Origin of the sequence: uncultured Photobacterium sp., from assembly GCF_947502415.1 — a bacterium.
In the GTDB taxonomy this organism is placed as follows: domain Bacteria; phylum Pseudomonadota; class Gammaproteobacteria; order Enterobacterales; family Vibrionaceae; genus Photobacterium.
Window position 1 is genome coordinate 60,177 of record NZ_CANMZV010000015.1, and the last position, 15,261, is coordinate 75,437.

At 50.8% G+C, this 15,261-nt stretch carries 19 protein-coding genes; 16 read left to right on the forward strand and 3 right to left on the reverse strand.

Going from position 1 to position 15,261, the window contains the following annotated elements; translation table 11 throughout:
• The first annotated feature begins 19 nt into the window (after positions 1-19).
• The 6 genes from fliE to Q0852_RS15865 are packed head-to-tail and all read left to right on the forward strand — an operon-like array spanning position 20 to position 5,550.
• Positions 20-364: a flagellar hook-basal body complex protein FliE gene (fliE, locus tag Q0852_RS15840; protein WP_299019572.1), complete on the forward strand. Its 345-nt coding sequence runs from the start codon at positions 20-22 to the stop codon at positions 362-364.
• A gap of 13 nt (positions 365-377) precedes the next feature.
• The gene (gene fliF, locus Q0852_RS15845) at positions 378-2,081 is read left to right on the forward strand and encodes a flagellar basal-body MS-ring/collar protein FliF (protein ID WP_299019574.1); all 1,704 of its coding nucleotides are present in this window, start codon (positions 378-380) and stop codon (positions 2,079-2,081) included.
• Entirely contained in the window at positions 2,062-3,069 is a 1,008-nt protein-coding gene (gene fliG / locus Q0852_RS15850; RefSeq protein WP_299019576.1) for a flagellar motor switch protein FliG, read from the forward strand. The genes fliF and fliG overlap by 20 nt, the downstream gene beginning before the upstream one ends.
• Before the next feature lie 2 nt (positions 3,070-3,071).
• Complete coding sequence (gene fliH / locus Q0852_RS15855) at positions 3,072-3,782, forward strand: flagellar assembly protein FliH (protein ID WP_299019578.1); 711 nt, start codon at positions 3,072-3,074, stop codon at positions 3,780-3,782.
• A complete protein-coding gene (fliI, locus tag Q0852_RS15860; RefSeq protein WP_299019580.1) occupies positions 3,775-5,115 on the forward strand; it encodes a flagellar protein export ATPase FliI in 1,341 nt (446 codons plus the stop codon). The genes fliH and fliI overlap by 8 nt, the downstream gene beginning before the upstream one ends.
• A 3-nt stretch (positions 5,116-5,118) precedes the next feature.
• Positions 5,119-5,550: a flagellar export protein FliJ gene (locus Q0852_RS15865; protein ID WP_299019582.1), complete on the forward strand. Its 432-nt coding sequence runs from the start codon at positions 5,119-5,121 to the stop codon at positions 5,548-5,550.
• A gap of 29 nt (positions 5,551-5,579) precedes the next feature.
• Here Q0852_RS15865 and Q0852_RS15870 read toward each other — a convergent pair whose 3' ends face one another.
• The 3 genes from Q0852_RS15870 to flgA form a co-directional block, all read right to left on the reverse strand.
• Positions 5,580-6,014, reverse strand: a complete 435-nt coding sequence (locus Q0852_RS15870) for a flagellar protein FlgN (RefSeq protein ID WP_299019584.1) — start codon at positions 6,012-6,014, stop codon at positions 5,580-5,582.
• A 5-nt stretch (positions 6,015-6,019) separates the two neighbouring features.
• Positions 6,020-6,286: a flagellar biosynthesis anti-sigma factor FlgM gene (gene flgM, locus Q0852_RS15875; protein WP_299019585.1), complete on the reverse strand. Its 267-nt coding sequence runs from the start codon at positions 6,284-6,286 to the stop codon at positions 6,020-6,022.
• Between the two features lie 85 nt (positions 6,287-6,371).
• Positions 6,372-7,109 carry a flagellar basal body P-ring formation chaperone FlgA gene (gene flgA / locus Q0852_RS15880; protein ID WP_299019587.1) on the reverse strand — a complete coding sequence of 246 codons (738 nt, stop codon included), beginning with the start codon at positions 7,107-7,109 and terminating at the stop codon, positions 6,372-6,374.
• Between the two features lie 119 nt (positions 7,110-7,228).
• Between flgA and flgB the strand changes: the two genes are divergently transcribed.
• The 10 genes from flgB to flgK all read left to right on the forward strand — a co-directional run bounded on the left by flgB (position 7,229) and on the right by flgK (position 15,243).
• Positions 7,229-7,609 carry a flagellar basal body rod protein FlgB gene (gene flgB, locus Q0852_RS15885; protein ID WP_299019589.1) on the forward strand — a complete coding sequence of 127 codons (381 nt, stop codon included), beginning with the start codon at positions 7,229-7,231 and terminating at the stop codon, positions 7,607-7,609.
• Positions 7,610-7,614: 5 nt separating this feature from the next.
• A complete protein-coding gene (gene flgC, locus Q0852_RS15890; protein ID WP_299019591.1) occupies positions 7,615-8,034 on the forward strand; it encodes a flagellar basal body rod protein FlgC in 420 nt (139 codons plus the stop codon).
• A 9-nt stretch (positions 8,035-8,043) separates the two neighbouring features.
• Positions 8,044-8,715, forward strand: coding sequence for a flagellar hook capping FlgD N-terminal domain-containing protein (locus tag Q0852_RS15895; RefSeq protein ID WP_299019593.1), 672 nt, complete (start codon positions 8,044-8,046; stop codon positions 8,713-8,715).
• A 35-nt stretch (positions 8,716-8,750) separates the two neighbouring features.
• Complete coding sequence (flgE, locus tag Q0852_RS15900; RefSeq protein WP_299019594.1) at positions 8,751-9,956, forward strand: flagellar hook protein FlgE; 1,206 nt, start codon at positions 8,751-8,753, stop codon at positions 9,954-9,956.
• 16 nt (positions 9,957-9,972) lie between these two features.
• The gene (flgF, locus tag Q0852_RS15905) at positions 9,973-10,707 is read left to right on the forward strand and encodes a flagellar basal-body rod protein FlgF (RefSeq protein WP_299019596.1); all 735 of its coding nucleotides are present in this window, start codon (positions 9,973-9,975) and stop codon (positions 10,705-10,707) included.
• 68 nt (positions 10,708-10,775) lie between these two features.
• On the forward strand, positions 10,776-11,561 hold the full coding sequence (gene flgG, locus Q0852_RS15910) for a flagellar basal-body rod protein FlgG (RefSeq protein ID WP_299019599.1): 786 nt from the start codon (positions 10,776-10,778) through the stop codon (positions 11,559-11,561).
• 10 nt (positions 11,562-11,571) lie between these two features.
• Positions 11,572-12,231 carry a flagellar basal body L-ring protein FlgH gene (gene flgH / locus Q0852_RS15915; protein WP_299019601.1) on the forward strand — a complete coding sequence of 220 codons (660 nt, stop codon included), beginning with the start codon at positions 11,572-11,574 and terminating at the stop codon, positions 12,229-12,231.
• A 5-nt stretch (positions 12,232-12,236) separates the two neighbouring features.
• Complete coding sequence (locus tag Q0852_RS15920) at positions 12,237-13,340, forward strand: flagellar basal body P-ring protein FlgI (RefSeq protein WP_299019656.1); 1,104 nt, start codon at positions 12,237-12,239, stop codon at positions 13,338-13,340.
• Positions 13,340-13,849 (forward strand): rod-binding protein, encoded by a 510-nt coding sequence (locus Q0852_RS15925; RefSeq protein WP_299019602.1) that lies wholly within the window; start codon positions 13,340-13,342, stop codon positions 13,847-13,849. The genes Q0852_RS15920 and Q0852_RS15925 overlap by 1 nt, the downstream gene beginning before the upstream one ends.
• The gene (flgK, locus tag Q0852_RS15930; RefSeq protein ID WP_299019603.1) at positions 13,846-15,243 is read left to right on the forward strand and encodes a flagellar hook-associated protein FlgK; all 1,398 of its coding nucleotides are present in this window, start codon (positions 13,846-13,848) and stop codon (positions 15,241-15,243) included. The genes Q0852_RS15925 and flgK overlap by 4 nt, the downstream gene beginning before the upstream one ends.
• Positions 15,244-15,261 lie beyond the last annotated feature (18 nt).

The following is a 15,261-nucleotide window of genomic DNA, read 5'->3' on the forward strand; positions in this document are numbered from 1 at the left end:
CATTACATGAGAACCAGATATGCAAGATAAAGTAATGAGCATGCAATTGCCGCTAAGCCAAATGAATGAGATTCAGGCGCAGATTAATACGCTGGAGCCAATGCAGATTGCCCCAAATCCAATGACGGTTAATCAGATGAATCCAGTTAATTTTACTGATGTTATCTCACAGGCTATCAGTAGTGTTGATCAGCAGGGTAAAGAAGCTTCTGCCAGGATGACAGCCGTCGATACAGGCAAGAGTGATGACCTGGTTGGTGCCATGGTTGCCAGTCAGAAAGCCAGCCTATCGTTTGCAGCCCTGGTGCAAGTACGTAACAAGCTGATGACAGCTTATGATGATGTCATGAAAATGCCGGTGTAAAGAGACTATATAAGTGACAGAATTAATTAAACAAAGGCTGGCCGGCATGGCTGGCCCTTCAAGTATAGGGCAGCTGTTTTCCGGTGCCCGCCTGATTGTGTTACTGGGGGTGATTGCGACCTTGGTGACTGTCGTGGTGGTTATTGGTTTGTGGCAGGGCAATAGTCAATATCGTCCATTGTACGGCGAGCATGAAAATTTTGATCGTGGCCAGGTTTTGTCGGTACTGGAACAGAACGGGATGGATTTCTATCTCGATCCCCAGCAAGGCACCATCATGGTTGAGCGCAATAATCTTGGACAGGCCCGTATGGCAATGGCTGCTGCTGGTATTGAGGCTCAGCTGCCGACTGGCTTGGAGATCTTGTCACAAGACTCCAGTTTGGGGACCAGCCAGTTTATTGAGAATGCCCGTTATCGCCATGGCTTGGAAGGCGAACTGGCACGTAGCATCATGGCACTCGATCCGATCAGCAATGTTCGCGTGCATTTGGCAATTCCAAAGCAGACGCTGTTTGTCCGCCGGGAAAAAGAGCAGCCATCGGCATCAGTCGTGGTATCGCTGCGCCCGGGGCAGAGCCTGAACACTGAACAGGTGACGGCGATCGTCAATCTGGTTGCTGGCAGTGTGCCAGACATGAGCTCTGAGCGCGTCAACGTGATTGATCAGCAAGGTAACCTGTTGTCAGCTGTAATTAATGATGACGGCACGCACGGCCGTAATAGCAGCCGCTACCTGGAATATGTCCAGAAGCTAGAGCGCAGCTATATTGAGCGAGCTTCACGTATGTTACGCCCACTGGTCGGGATGGAAAATTTCCAGGTGGAAGTCGCTGCCGACATTAATTTTGACCGCACCGAGGCAACCGAGGAAATTTATGCCCCGGATGGTACGGTAAAGAATGAATACAATAGTTATGACCGCCGGATAGGCAAGCCAGCTCAAGGGATCCCCGGTGCGCTGAGTAACCGACCGCCGGAGGAAGGTGAAGAGAATGGAGATAAAAACCAGGGCAACGAACGTGGTGAGTCATCTCGGGATTTCGCTGTTGACCGTACTCTGAAGCACACACTGTTCCAGCAAGGGCAACTAAAACGCCTGAGTGTATCGGTACTGTTGAATGGCCAGCCTGAGACATTTACAGCTGCACAGCTGGATGATATCAAGCAGATGCTGGCGGATTCGATGGGGGTTGATATTGCCCGTGGCGATAAGTTCAGTGTCGTGGTCTATCCGTTCAGCCATGCTGATGCTGACCTGTTGGCCGATGAACCATCGTGGTGGATGCAACCTATTTGGCTTGATTACCTGCGTTATCTGCTGTCGGCACTGGTGGCTATGGTCATTCTGTTGGTTGTGGTGCGTCCGGCTATCCGTCAGCTTTCTGGTGCAAGTAAGTCTACAGCACTTACCGTACCTGAAGCGGCCAGCTTGCCAGAGAGTGAGGCATCAATGGCCATTGCTCCTACATCTGCATCGGTGGCTGATGAAATCACTGCAGAAGAGGCAGAGACTAATGCGGTTGCAACCCAGGATTCAGCTGCAAGCTTGAGTTCTGTGGTTTCTAACGAAGAATTACCTGAGCTACCTAGTCCTGAAACTGGCTTGGAAGCGCAGTCATCTTACCTTCAGATGCTATCAGAGAAAGAGCCAGAGCGAGTTGCTCATGTTGTAAAACAATGGATTACACCTAAAGATGATGACAACCGAGAATAACCCGGAAATAGAACAAGCTGCGATTCTGTTGCTGAGTATGGGCGAAGAAGCGGCAGCAAATGTGCTTAAACAGCTTGATCGCGAACAGGTACGCCAGCTATCGATAGCGATGGCTAACATTCCTGCGGTGAAAAAGACTCAGGCTGAGCAGGTCTTTCAGCGTTTCTTTAATGACTTCAAGAGTGAGTCGGGCATCTCAGGTGCATCACGCAGCTATCTTGAGCGGACATTGAACAAGGCGCTGGGGCAGTCGCTGTCCCAGCCTTTGCTGGACTCAATTTATGGCGACTCGCTCAAGCATAACTTGCAGCGTTTGCAGTGGCTTGAGCCAGCCAAGCTGGCTGAGCTGATCTCGGGTGAGCACCCGCAGATGCAAGCGGTGTTCCTGGCTTATCTGGAACCTGAGGTGGCGACCCAGTTGTTGGCGCGCCTGCCAACCGAGAATCTGGATGATCTGCTTTACCGCTTGGCTAACTTAAAAGAGATCCACCCGAGCATGATTGACGAGGTGCATGTCTTGCTTGAGAAGTTCCTGGCTCAGGTTGGTCAGCAGAACAGTACTCTGGTTGACGGCACTGAGAAGGCGAGCGAGATCATCAATCGCCTGAAGGGCGATCAGAGCCAGCAGGTGATGCTGGGTCTTAAAGAGCTCGATCCTGAGCTGGTTTCGACTCTTGAAAGCAAGATGTACAACTTCGATATCCTGTCTCGTCAGACCGAAGATACGTTGGAGCGCCTGGTCGAGGAAGTCGATCAGGAGCTATTGGCAACGGCGCTGAAAGGCAGCGATCAAGTTCTGCAGGACAAGATTTTTGGCACTATGCCGAAGCGTGCTGCGCAGTACTTGCGTGAGGCGATGGAAGGCAAGGGTCGAGTACGCCTGAGTGCAGTGGAAGAAGCTCGAACTGAGCTTATTTCAACATTGCGTCAGCTTGCTGAGAATGGCGAGATCGAGCTGCAGCTGTTTAGTGAACCGGTTGTGGAGTAGGTATGAAGAAGCAGGCAGTCACAATTCTTCATCCTCAGATGGGTCAGTACCGCAATTATCATTTTCCGCCCTTAGTTGAGCCGGAAGAAGATTTGTTCGGTGATGATCTGTCTGCGGGTGGCTCTTCCTACCAGGATGAGTTCAATGATGGCTTTCAGGACGGTCAGCAAAAAGGTTTTGAGCAGGGCTATCAGGAAGGTCTGACCCAGGGACAGCAAGCCGGTGAGCAGCAGGGGCTGGAACAAGGTCGCCAGCAAGGTGTCCGTGAAGGTGTTACCCAGGTGCAGCAGCAGATGGGGGGGACGGTTACTTCTGTTGATCAGCTGATGCAGCAGATCCAGCAGGTTTTTCACCAGCATGTGCGCCAGCAAAGCGAGATGATTTGCGACTTGGTTCAGAAAGTCGCGCGTCAGGTGATCCGGGCTGAACTGACATTGATGCCAAGCCAGATGGTTAACCTGATCGAAGAGACCCTGGCTCAGATGCCGGAGCATAAGCCGGAACTTGAGATTTACCTGAATCCGCAAGACTGTCAGCGTCTGGTGGATTTAGTACCGGAACAGATTAGTAGCTGGAACCTAAAACCGGATGAGTCGTTGGCAGTAGGTAGCTGCCGCGTGGTAACAAGTGATTCAGAGTCGTTCGCTGATAGTGAGGAGCGCCTTGAAGCATGCATGGAATCAATACGAGACAATCTATTAACTGATGCGTGATATTTTTCAGGAGCTAAATGCTCGCTTATCCTCGGCCGTCGAGCAGGTTCCTGACGTGCCGGTTGCCCGCACCTATGGCCGATTGACCCGCATGGCAGGGTTGACTCTGGAAGCCGTAGGCTGCCGGTTGAGCACCGGCCAGCGCTGTATGATTGAAACAGAACTCGGTACTTTGGTGGAAGCGGAAGTCGTGGGCTTTGACCGTAACGCCTCAGTTCTGATGCCTATCCGTCACACGACGGGCTTAAGGCCGGGCAGCCGTGTACTGCCCCTTCATGGTGACAGCAAAATTAATGTTGGCTTTAATATGCTCGGCAGGGTGCTTAACGGCCTTGGTGAGCCGTTAGATGGCAAAGGCCAGTTAGCGGTCGAGCATCGTATTAATCTTCATGGCGAATCAATTAACCCGCTGCAACGTTTGCCCATTTCCACCCAGCTCGATGTCGGGGTAAGGGCAATCAACGGTATGCTCAGTGTTGGTAAGGGTCAGCGTATGGGCTTGTTTGCCGGTAGTGGTGTTGGTAAGAGTGTGTTGCTCGGGATGATGACACGCAATACCTCGGCAGAAATCACCGTGGTTGGCCTGATCGGTGAGCGTGGCCGTGAGGTGCGTGAATTTATCGAGCACTCGCTTGGTCCTGAAGGAATGAAAAATGCGGTCGTGATTGCTTCACCGGCGGATGATCCGCCGCTAATGCGATTACGGGCATCAGTGTTGTGCCACCGGATCGCTGAATTTTTTCGCGATCAGGGCCATGATGTCCTGTTGCTGATGGATTCACTGACCCGTTATGCCCAGGCTCAGCGTGAAATTGCCCTAGCTGTCGGTGAGCCACCGGCAACCAAAGGTTACCCGCCTTCAGTATTTAGTTTATTGCCTCAGCTTGTTGAGCGAGCCGGTAACGGCGCGACAGAGCGGGGGTCGATTACTGCTTTCTATACGGTATTGTCGGAAGGTGATGATCAGCAGGATCCGATTGCCGATGCGGCCCGTGCGATTTTGGATGGTCATATCGTACTTAATCGCGAATTGGCCGAGCAAGGGCATTACCCTGCCATTGACATCGAGCAGTCGATAAGTCGTGCGATGCCACAGGTAGTTGCGCCGGAGCAGCTTAAAAAAGCTCAGCGGGTGAAGCAGCTGTATGCCCGTTACCGTCAGGTACAGGATTTGATTTCCCTCGGTGGTTACCAGCAGGGCCAGGATCAGAACCTGGATATGGCTGTGCATTATTACCCTGAGATTTGCGGTTTTCTGCAGCAGGGGATCCACGATTCGGTTCCGCTTACAGAGAGTCAGCAGCAGTTGATGCAGTTAGTTGGAGGAAGCTAATCCATGTTGAAGCGTGTGAAAGTGGTTGAGAGCTGGCGGGATCAACAGCAAAAAAAGTTCGATGAGCTGCAGCAGCATTATACAGAGCTGAATCACCAAACTCAGGCACACCAGCAGCGGCTGGAGCTATTGGAAAGCTTATCCGGACAGTATTCAGTTGAAAGTGGGAGCGAGGCTTCGGCTTTGCTGTTGAAAGGCATTGGCCGTTTTCGTCATCAGCTGGATAACTTGACTAACTTACAGCGTCAGGAATTGGCACTTTCAGAAGTAGAACTTCGTAGTATGAACGCGCGCTTGGTCGAGCAACATTGCCAGGTCAAGATGGGCGATAAAATTATCGATAAGCGTATGGCCCAGATCCAGCTTAAGCAGGATCGACAGGAACAGAAAGTTCTAGACGAACTCTCGATGAACCGTTTTTTTCATCGTCGTTGATGTCGCTGATAGCTATCTGTTGAAAGCTTTCAGCGACCCGGACCATAACAGAATTGCTGCTCTGGTTTCAGCAACTTATCAATCATTTGCTTTTGTTGTGCCAGTACACGTCCGTTGGCATTGTTCAGCTCTTGGCACTGAAGTGTCAGTTCGTAGAGCTTTTTCCATAACTGGTTACCTTGTTGGCTGAACTGAGCTGGCAGTGCGGCCATCAGGCGCTTCATGCCGGCATCATCGGCACTTACCCCTAAAGATTCCAGATATTCGCTACGGCGCTTGGCATGTTCACCTAGCTGCTGCATTAGTTGCTGGAGTTGGACATTATGTGACAGCAAAGCCTGACTATCGCGGTTGACCAACAAAGCTTGCTGGTGCTTAAGCTGTTGTGCCAGGTGTTGGTAGCTTGTTACATCTTGTGCCAGCTCGCCGAGTAATGCTTTGACTAGCTGCGTTTTGCTGCTCATGAGTTCTACCCTTGATAGAAGTCGATCATGCTGTCAGCTAGGCTGTCCAAGCTGACTGAAACGTTGCCAGATTTCAGCATTGCTTTCATTTCCGCAACTTTATCCATATCGACGTCAGGTGCTGATTCCATCGATTGTTTTGCAGATTGTAGTGACTTCATCTCGTGGCTAAGCTCAACTTGTGCAGGTGTCGCTTGTTTGCTTGCAGCTGTTTTGCTGGTCGCTTCTGTCGGCATTGCGACAGGTTGTGAGTGAGAAATTTTTCCAATCATAGCCTTCACATTTAAAAAGATGTTGTGGTTACTGATTTACAGCGACCAGTTAACAGAACACTTAAATGATTTTATTGAACGTTACCTAAAAGGTCGTTTTAACTCTTTGTTTGCCGGTGACCGTCGCAAAAATCTCTTTGTTGGATGACAGGTTCCGGACCCGGATCGTATTTCCTTTGGCACCCGACTCCAATGCTATTCCCTTCATCCTAGCTGTCATCGTACCGAGCGTGGCTTCGATGATCACTTCTTCATTGCGCTGGACCAGCTGTGGCGATTCTACCATCTTCGGACTGATTATTTTACCCGCAATTATCTTGCGGCGACTGGTCAGGCCGATCAGGTCGCCGGGGCTGGTGAAGTAGTTTCGGCGTAAGTAGGCGATATTGCTGCGTTTCAGGCTCAGATCGTCAAAGGCAATGGTTTGGTGGCGGCTGAGTGTACGTTTGGCAACAACCAGCGGAAGATACACTTTCACTTCCGCCCGGGTTCTTGCCTTCCAGTATTTCGGCTGGTGGCATTCCAGGGTTACGGTCAGCCTGCCGATAGGCTGTTCAGGTTCGCTAAGCGTTTTTCTAATGGTTTCATCGCAGTGAGGTAGCTCCCCGAGAGGTTTCAGGGTGATTTGGTAATCCTGGCTACCGATGCTGGCAGCGTAGCGTTTGACCTGCAGTTCCAGAAAACGCTTTACGGCATGCTCGGTTGCACTTTTTTCTCCGGTGTCAGCACTCAGGCTGACCGCAGGAAATAATCCACTCAGCAACAAGAGGGTGGTGACTATTTCCGCTCGGAAGTGGCACTTCCGCTTTAGCTTTGAATACACAGCGCATTGACCATAAGTATTTGATTTATATTGCAAATGAAATTGGCACGTTTCGTGCTTTATACAGTTACAGTTTTACCATCGAGACGGTTTGTAATTGCGTACAACGGCGAATAACAATGGCAATTAATTTTGAAGAAGCACTAGGGGTACACCCTAATACATTGGCGTTTCGAACTCAACGCGCAAAGGTATTGGCGAGTAACCTGGCGAATGTCGATACCCCAAACTACAAGGCGCGTGATATCAGTTTTGAAGATGCGATGGCTCATGTCGCCAATGATGCCCGAGCCAAGCATCTGGCGCGCCGTCGTTCTCCACAGCCTCAGAATTACGAGCTGCTGTATCGCAACCCGAACCAACCGGCTCAGGATGGCAATACTGTTGAACTGGGGGTGGAACAGTCAAAGTTCGCCTCGAATGCGATGGCTTTCGAAACCAGTACCACTTTCTTGAATATGAAACTAAGCGGCTTGAAAAAAGCCATTAACGGACAGTAACTGCTATGTCTTTTTCAACGATTTATGACATTGCCGGTTCAGCAATGACGGCACAGACCGTTCGCCTGAATACGGTGGCCAGTAACTTGGCTAATGCGGACGTGGTATCAGGTTCGGAGAAAACCGGCTATCGCGCTAAGCGACCGGTTTTTTCAACTGTGATGGTTGACCTGAACAGCCCGGTTGCCGGTTCTAAGGTACAAATTGACGACGTGGTCGAGAGCAATGAGCCGCTACGTCGCCGCTATGATCCGAACCACCCACAAGCGAATGCCGAAGGCTACGTGTTTCACTCGACTGTAAATGCAGTTGAGGAAATGGCGGACATGATGGCTGCATCGCGTAATTTTGAAACCAACGTTGATGTAATGAGCCGTGCTCGCAGCATGCAACAGAGTATTTTGCGCCTGGGCAAGATGAGTTAGGAGACCTAAGTGAGTTTGCCACAAATTACAACGACTAGTCAGTATAACCAGAAGTCGGCCTCACCAGAGGCTCAGGTAGCCCGTAACGGTAACAACCTGTCAGGTAATGACTTCCTGACTATGATGGTAGCGCAGGTTCAGCACCAGAACCCGCTGAATCCGACTGATGGTACCGAGTACCTGAGTCAACTGGGTATGATGTCTGCTGTTGAGAGTCTGGAAAGCCTGAAAAAAGGCCTGACTAGCCTGAACATCGGCTCAAAAAATGTCGAGATGCTGCAGGCGACCAACTTGGTTGGTAAAAAAGTACTAATGGAAGCCCGGGGCGAAGTGGAAGTAGCTGAGGGCCAGGTGCTTGAAGGCCGTGTTCAGTTCGACAAGCCGGTTGATACCGCCAAAGTGATGGTGTACGACGAGAAAGGCAAAGTGGTTGATGAGATTAAGCTGGGCCCTCGTGGTTCCGGTATGGCGGAATTTAAGATCGATGGCGATAAGCTGGGATCGGGTAATTACACCTTTGAAGTAGTTGCTGAAAAAGGTGATGACGCCTGGACGCAAAAAATGATGATTGCGGCCGAGGTGGAGTCAGTCAACATCCCATCCGATGGTGGCACTATCCTGCTGAGCCTGAAAGGGCTGGGCAAAATGTCTATGTACGATATGCGTGAAATTACAGCGTAAGTAAGTCAGCGAATAAGAATTAAGTAGGAAAGGTTATGTCAATTAACATTGGTATGAGTGGCCTGAAGTCCACCTCAGAGCAAATGAACACCATCAGCCACAATATTGCCAACGTCGGCACAGCTGGCTATAAGTCATCACGTACTGAATTCCAGGATATTTATGCTCCTGAATTTGGTGGTGGTCAGATGAACGGTGTGGAAGTCGCAGCGGTTCGCCAGAGCTTCATGGGCGGTGCAACCACGCCAACTAACCGTAATGGAGACCTGGCGATCAACGGTGAAGGTTTCTTCATGGTGGAGAACAACGGCCAGCAGATGTACACCCGTAATGGTGTCTTCAACCTGAGTGCTGACGGTTACATTGAAACTGCTGATGGTTACCGCCTGCAGGGTTACGGCGCGAACGAAAGCGGCCAGATCCAGAACGGTACGATGAGCGAACTAACCGTTGAAACCGGCGATATGGCTGCCAAAACTACCTCTCAGGTGGATTTGGGCCTGAACCTGGATGCGAGTTCGGTAGCGATTGACCCGGCAGTTAAGCCTTTTGATAAAGAAGATCCGACCACCTTCACATCAAGTGTGACCACCACAGTCTACGACTCCATCGGTGCCGAGCATGAAGTGACCCAGTACTACGTGAAAACCGGTCCTAACGCGTGGAAGGCTCACTATCAGGTAGATGATCAGGCTGCTCTGGCTCTAAAAGATGTTGATGTGACGTTTGATGCGACCGGTAAGCTGTTGGCTCCGGCCAATGTAGACCTGGCAATTAATCCAACCAATGGCGCCAATGCACAAACTGTAAAATTTGACATGGCGGAAGTGAGCCAGTACGGCAGTGAGTTCTCTATCAACAAGAACTCGCAGAATGGCTATGCACCGGGCAAGATGGCGGGCTGGTACTTTGAAGCTGACGGTACTGTGTACGCGCGTTACTCCAACGGTCAGACCAAGGCTCAGGGCCAGATTGTTCTTGCTCGCTTCCCAAACCAGGAAGGTCTACAGCAGGCTGGTGGCACCCGCTGGACCCAGAGCTTCTCTTCCGGTGCGCCACTGACGGGCATTGCTGGCTCCGGCCAGCTGGGTCAGCTTCGTACTGGTATGTTTGAGAACTCAAACGTAGACCTGACCAGTGAAATGGTTGGCCTGATGTCTGCGCAGAGCAACTACCAGGCGAATGCGAAGACCATTCAGGTATCGCAGGAAATGACCCAGATCCTGTTCCAGAATCTATAAGCCTTAGGAGCAGGGTATGGATAAGTTGCTATTTACTGCCATGTCTGGCGCAAGCCGGGTGATGATGGCGCAGCAGGTGCACGCTAACAACCTGGCTAACGTTAACACTTCCGGCTTCCGTGCTGATATTGAGCAGGCGGAAAGTGTGGCTGTTAAGGGAGATGGCTTTCAAAGCCGAACTCTGGTCGCGGCACGTGCTGGTGGTACGGACTTCTCCAGTGGTGCTCTGCAGCATACTGATAATCCGTTTGATATCGCGATTCGCGGTGAGGGCTTCTTTGCGGTTCAGGCCGGTGAAAACGATGAAGCCTATACCCGAGCAGGTAACTTTCACCTGAATGCAGAAGGCGAGCTGATGCTGGGTGACCGCCCGGTGATGGGGGACGGTGGCCCGATTGCTATCCCGCAATATAAGCAGCTGGATATTGGCACCGACGGCACGATTTCAATTGTGCCTGAAGGTGGTGGTCTGGTTCAGGAAGTTGGTCGTTTGAAACTGGTGAAGCCGGACTTAGCAAACTTTCGTAAAGGTGAAGATGGCTTATTTCGAGTCGCAGGCGCTGGAGGTGAAGCCGAGATGGACGAAACCGTCACAGTAGCCTCGGGTTACCTGGAAAGCAGTAACGTTAATGCCATTGATGCGCTGGTTAGTAATATCTCGTTGTCGCGGAACTTTGAGTTTCAGATCAAGATGATGAAAACAGCAGAAAGTTTGGCTAATGCCGGCAACCGAATTGTTCGCGGTAGTTAATTCCGGTTTATCAGGCTGATAGTCGTCCCTGGCAGCAGGGGCGGAATATTTTTTAGGAGCAAAGCAACATGCACGCAGCACTTTGGGTCAGTAAAACAGGCCTGGCGGCACAAGATACCCAAATGCAGGTTATTTCGAATAACCTGGCTAACGTTAACACCGTCGGTTTCAAACAGGACCGCGCGGTTTTTGAAGATCTGTTTTATCAGATGAAAAAGCAGCCGGGTTCGATGGCTGATCAGCAAAATGAAACTCCGGGTGGTTTGCAGCTGGGTAATGGTGTTCGCACTATTGGTACTCAGAAGCTGATGAAAACCGGTGCCTACCAGAATACCGAGCAGTCGACTGATATGGCAATTCTGGGTTCAGGGTTCTTTCAGGTTGAGCTGGCAGACGGTAATACGGCTTATACCCGTAACGGCCAGTTCCACCGCAACTCGGAAGGTACACTGGTAACTGCATCTGGTCTGCCGCTGATGCCGAATGTTGAGATCCCGAATAATGCGACCAATTTCAGTGTTGGCTCTGACGGTATTGTGTCGATTACAACATCTGACGATCCTCAGCCACAGGAAATTGGTCAGATCACCCTGGCAAACTTTACCAACCCGGCAGGCCTGGAGGCTTTAGGTGGTAACTTGTTTAAAGAATCCGGCGCATCAGGTGCACCGATTGAAGGTATTGCCGGTGAAGACGGTATGGGTCAGATCAGCCAGTTCAGCCTTGAAGGTTCTAACGTGAACGTGGTGGAAGAAATGGTCAACATGATCACTACCCAGCGCGCTTATGAGATGAACGCCAAGGTAGTATCAAGTGCCGATCAAATGCTGAAATTCGTCAGCCAATCAATGTGAGTATTGGGGCATGTTACGCGTAATATATTTTCTTGGGTTGCTTCTGCTGGCTGGCTGTGCGCCGGTGTCTTCGTTCGTCGATGTTCAGCCGGAAGAGATCAAGTCGACGATGGATTTTCCTGAATACAAAGTCGACCCGGACGGGAGCCTGTTCAGTGCCAACTACGGGATGGCACTGTTCCAGGATCGCCGTGCTTTTCGAATCGGCGATATCCTGACGGTTGAACTGGACGAGCAGACTCGCTCCAGTAAAAAGGCCGGCACTAGCTTTGGTAAAGAAAGTAGCGCGTCAATAGCCCCGCCGATTCTTGCCGGGACGACTTATCTCAAGGGGCAGGTTTCTCTTAATGGTGAGCGTGATTTTAAGGGCTCGTCATCAAGCTCGCAGCAAAACTCCCTGTCGGGCAACATTACCGTTATGGTGGCAGAAGTGCTGCCAAACGGTGTGCTGAGAGTCCGTGGTGAAAAATGGCTCAAGCTCAATCAGGGAGACGAGTTTATTCGTCTTTCTGGCCTGGTGCGGGTGGATGATATTGACGGTTCAAACCGCGTGTCTTCCCAGCGTCTGGGTGATGCCCGTATCACCTATTCCGGCCGCGGTGCCTTGGCTGATGCCAACGAAGCCGGCTGGCTATCCCGATTCTTTAACAGCTCTTGGTTCCCTATCTAATGGCGATGAAAAAAATAATTATCGGTCTGCTTTTTTGCCTTTTTCCTTTGTTGGGGCAGGCTCGACCGCTATTAAGCCTGGTAGATATCCAGGGTGTGCGTGACAACCAGCTGGTCGGTTACGGCCTGGTTGTCGGTCTGAGCGGCACAGGTGATAAGAGCCAGACTAAATTTACCTCCCAGTCTGTCAAGAACATGCTGAGCCAGTTCGGGGTTCAGCTGCCTGCCAATGCCGATCCGAAGCTGAAGAACGTTGCTGCCGTAGCTGTTCATGCCACGATTCCGCCATTGGCAAGTAAGGGCCAGGAACTGGATATCACAGTCTCTTCTATCGGTGATGCAAAAAGTTTGCGTGGCGGTACCTTGTTGATGACTCCGCTTAAAGGTCTTGATGGGCAAATTTATGCGGTAGCGCAGGGTAATCTGGTTGTTGGTGGTGTGAAGGCTGAAGGCAATAGCGGCAGTGGGATCACCATTAATATCCCGACAGCGGGTTTGATCCCTAATGGTGGGATCATTGAGCGTGAAATTCCATCTTCGTTCCTGACGGCTACCGATGTTGTGCTTAATCTTAAGCGCCCTGGTTTCAATACTGCCCGTAATATCGAAAAAGAAATTAATAAAGTTTTTGGCCCGGGGGTCGCTGTGGCGCAGAGCCATGCCCGTATTGAAGTGCGTGCACCGCATGAGCAAAGCCAGCGTGTTACTTTCCTAGCGATGCTGGAAAACCTGGATGTTAATCCGGGGCCACGTAAAGCCAAGGTTGTCTTCAATGCCCGTACCGGTACTATCGTCGTGGGTAAGGAAGTGCGGGTACATTCCGCTGCAGTCAGCCACGGTAACCTGACCGTGAGTGTGGCTGAAGGCTATAACGTGAGCCAGCCGAATGCTTTTGGTCGCGGTAATACTACGGTAACACCAGAGTCGGATGTGTCGATTGATCAAGAGAAAGGCAAGGTCTTCATCTGGCCTGACAGCGGTGAGGGGACATCACTGCAGACGATTGTCGATGCGGTGAATAGCCTGGGCGCGACACCAAACGATCTGATGGCAATTCTGATTGCACTGGATGAAGCCGGTGCGCTTGATGGTGAGCTAGTGGTGCTGTAATGAAAATTCAGGATAACGAAACACATACTGCAATGTATAACGATCTGACCAGTTTGCAGAACATCAAAGCCAATGGCGACAAGATGGAAGCACTGGAGCAGGCGGCTGGGCAGTTCGAGGCGGTGTTTTTACAGACCGTCCTCAAGCATATGCGCCAGGCATCTGATGCGATGTATGACGAGGAAGATTCCTTGTTCAACAGCCGGCAGCAGAAGTTTTACCGTTCAATGCACGATAGCCAGATTGCGGTAGAAATGAGCCAGCAACAGAGCCTTGGCATTGCCGACATGCTGGTAAAGCAACTTGGACAGCACGAAGCGTTTAAGCCGAAGCACCAAACGGTCGCTATGGTCCAACATGAAGGGCAGGAAATCCTGCCGAGATCGGCAAGCCCGCTGTTAACCGATGCTGAAATCAACTATAGCCAGGTTGAACGGCCTCAGTGGTGGCGTGGGGTGACTCCCTTGTCGCAGCAATTGAATCACCATCTGGATGACGAAGAGTTATGAGCATAATTAATATCGGCCTATCAGGCTTGAATTCCTCCAATGCGGGGCTGTCGGTCACTGCACACAATATTGCCAACGTGAATACTGCTGGTTACAGCCGTCAGCGTGTCGGTTTCGGTGCCGAGGTGAACAGTCACGGTGGTGCTGGTGTTGGGGTAAGTAGTGTCGAGCGCATGGCTGATAATTATCTCAACCAACAGATTTACAAACAAAAAGGTTCTTGGGGTTATAACTCTGTTCGTCATCAGTACATGTCGAAAACCGAAATATTGCTGAATAATGAGAGTTCAAGCATCAATAAGGGGCTGGACCGTTTTAATGCCGCACTGAGTGAGGCATCAACAGCTCCGCAAGACGTCGCTCACCGCCAGACTATTCTTAGCCAGAGCCAATCTATGGTTCAGCGGTTTAATAACATGAATTCGCAGCTGGATAACCAGACCAAGCAGGTTAATGGTCAGCTCGATGCAGCGTTATCGAAAGCCAACTCGTTGACTGCCAGTATCGCCAGAATGAATGACAGCTTGCGCAACAGTGCTGACAATGAGATGACGGATCTGTTGGACTCCCGTGATGAGGCCATTCGCCAACTGTCATCAATGATGGATGTGAATACCAACTATAACGACGATGGTACGATTACTGTCACGTTGGATCAGGGCCAGCCGCTGGTTAATGGCAGTCAGGCCAGCAAACTGAACCAGACTCCGGATGGTAGCCTGGAGCTGCAACGAGGTAATGGTCGTTTGGCGCTGGACAATAAAATGGGCGGTACCCTGGGTGGTTTGATCCAATACCGTGACGGTGAGCTGAAAGAGTTGCAGCAAGAGCTGGATGTGATGGCATACAGCTTCGCGACTCAATTCAATGAAACTCATGCTAAAGGCTTTGATCTCAACGATAACCCAGGGCAAGCAGTGTTTGGTGGCGTGGACCAGATCGAAGGCGCTGCAAAGAATCTGACATTATTGGTTGATGACCCTAAGCAATTGGCATTTGCCTCTAAGGCCGGTGAGCCGGGTAACAGTGAAACCCTGCAGCAGCTGATCGACTTGAAAAATGCTCCGGTATCTATTGATACAACGAAGCTGACGCCGGCAGAGGCTGATAAATTTAAGACTGCGATTGCGAAGCTGGACAGTAAACCGATTCATAGTAGCTATACCGGTATGATGGGTGACTGGGCGATTGAAACAGCTCAGATTGAATCGGATACAGAGGCGGCTAAGTCGCTGGTAAAACAAGCCGAGGGCGATCGCGCCACTATCAGTGGGGTTAATCTGGATGAAGAAGCGGCCAGCATTATGACCTATACCCAGATGTATCAGGCTAATGCCCAGGTGATCTCAACGGCACAGCAGCTTTTTGATGTCACGTTGTCCATGTTCCGCTAACCGCGACCAGAATAATTA

What these genes read in the sequence shown, in the direction of transcription:
- flgK (WP_299019603.1), top strand. Translation starts at nt 13,846, where the DNA reads ATGAGCATAATTAATATCGGCCTATCAGGCTTGAATTCCTCCAATGCG.
- fliH (WP_299019578.1), top strand. Translation starts at nt 3,072, where the DNA reads ATGAAGAAGCAGGCAGTCACAATTCTTCATCCTCAGATGGGTCAGTAC.
- fliE (WP_299019572.1), top strand. Translation starts at nt 20, where the DNA reads ATGCAAGATAAAGTAATGAGCATGCAATTGCCGCTAAGCCAAATGAAT.
- Q0852_RS15925 (WP_299019602.1), top strand. Translation starts at nt 13,340, where the DNA reads ATGAAAATTCAGGATAACGAAACACATACTGCAATGTATAACGATCTG.
- flgC (WP_299019591.1), top strand. Translation starts at nt 7,615, where the DNA reads ATGTCTTTTTCAACGATTTATGACATTGCCGGTTCAGCAATGACGGCA.
- Q0852_RS15870 (WP_299019584.1), bottom strand. Translation starts at nt 6,014, where the DNA reads ATGAGCAGCAAAACGCAGCTAGTCAAAGCATTACTCGGCGAGCTGGCA.
- flgB (WP_299019589.1), top strand. Translation starts at nt 7,229, where the DNA reads ATGGCAATTAATTTTGAAGAAGCACTAGGGGTACACCCTAATACATTG.
- fliI (WP_299019580.1), top strand. Translation starts at nt 3,775, where the DNA reads ATGCGTGATATTTTTCAGGAGCTAAATGCTCGCTTATCCTCGGCCGTC.
- flgF (WP_299019596.1), top strand. Translation starts at nt 9,973, where the DNA reads ATGGATAAGTTGCTATTTACTGCCATGTCTGGCGCAAGCCGGGTGATG.
- flgM (WP_299019585.1), bottom strand. Translation starts at nt 6,286, where the DNA reads ATGATTGGAAAAATTTCTCACTCACAACCTGTCGCAATGCCGACAGAA.
- Q0852_RS15920 (WP_299019656.1), top strand. Translation starts at nt 12,237, where the DNA reads ATGAAAAAAATAATTATCGGTCTGCTTTTTTGCCTTTTTCCTTTGTTG.
- fliG (WP_299019576.1), top strand. Translation starts at nt 2,062, where the DNA reads ATGATGACAACCGAGAATAACCCGGAAATAGAACAAGCTGCGATTCTG.
- flgH (WP_299019601.1), top strand. Translation starts at nt 11,572, where the DNA reads ATGTTACGCGTAATATATTTTCTTGGGTTGCTTCTGCTGGCTGGCTGT.
- flgE (WP_299019594.1), top strand. Translation starts at nt 8,751, where the DNA reads ATGTCAATTAACATTGGTATGAGTGGCCTGAAGTCCACCTCAGAGCAA.
- flgG (WP_299019599.1), top strand. Translation starts at nt 10,776, where the DNA reads ATGCACGCAGCACTTTGGGTCAGTAAAACAGGCCTGGCGGCACAAGAT.
- Q0852_RS15865 (WP_299019582.1), top strand. Translation starts at nt 5,119, where the DNA reads ATGTTGAAGCGTGTGAAAGTGGTTGAGAGCTGGCGGGATCAACAGCAA.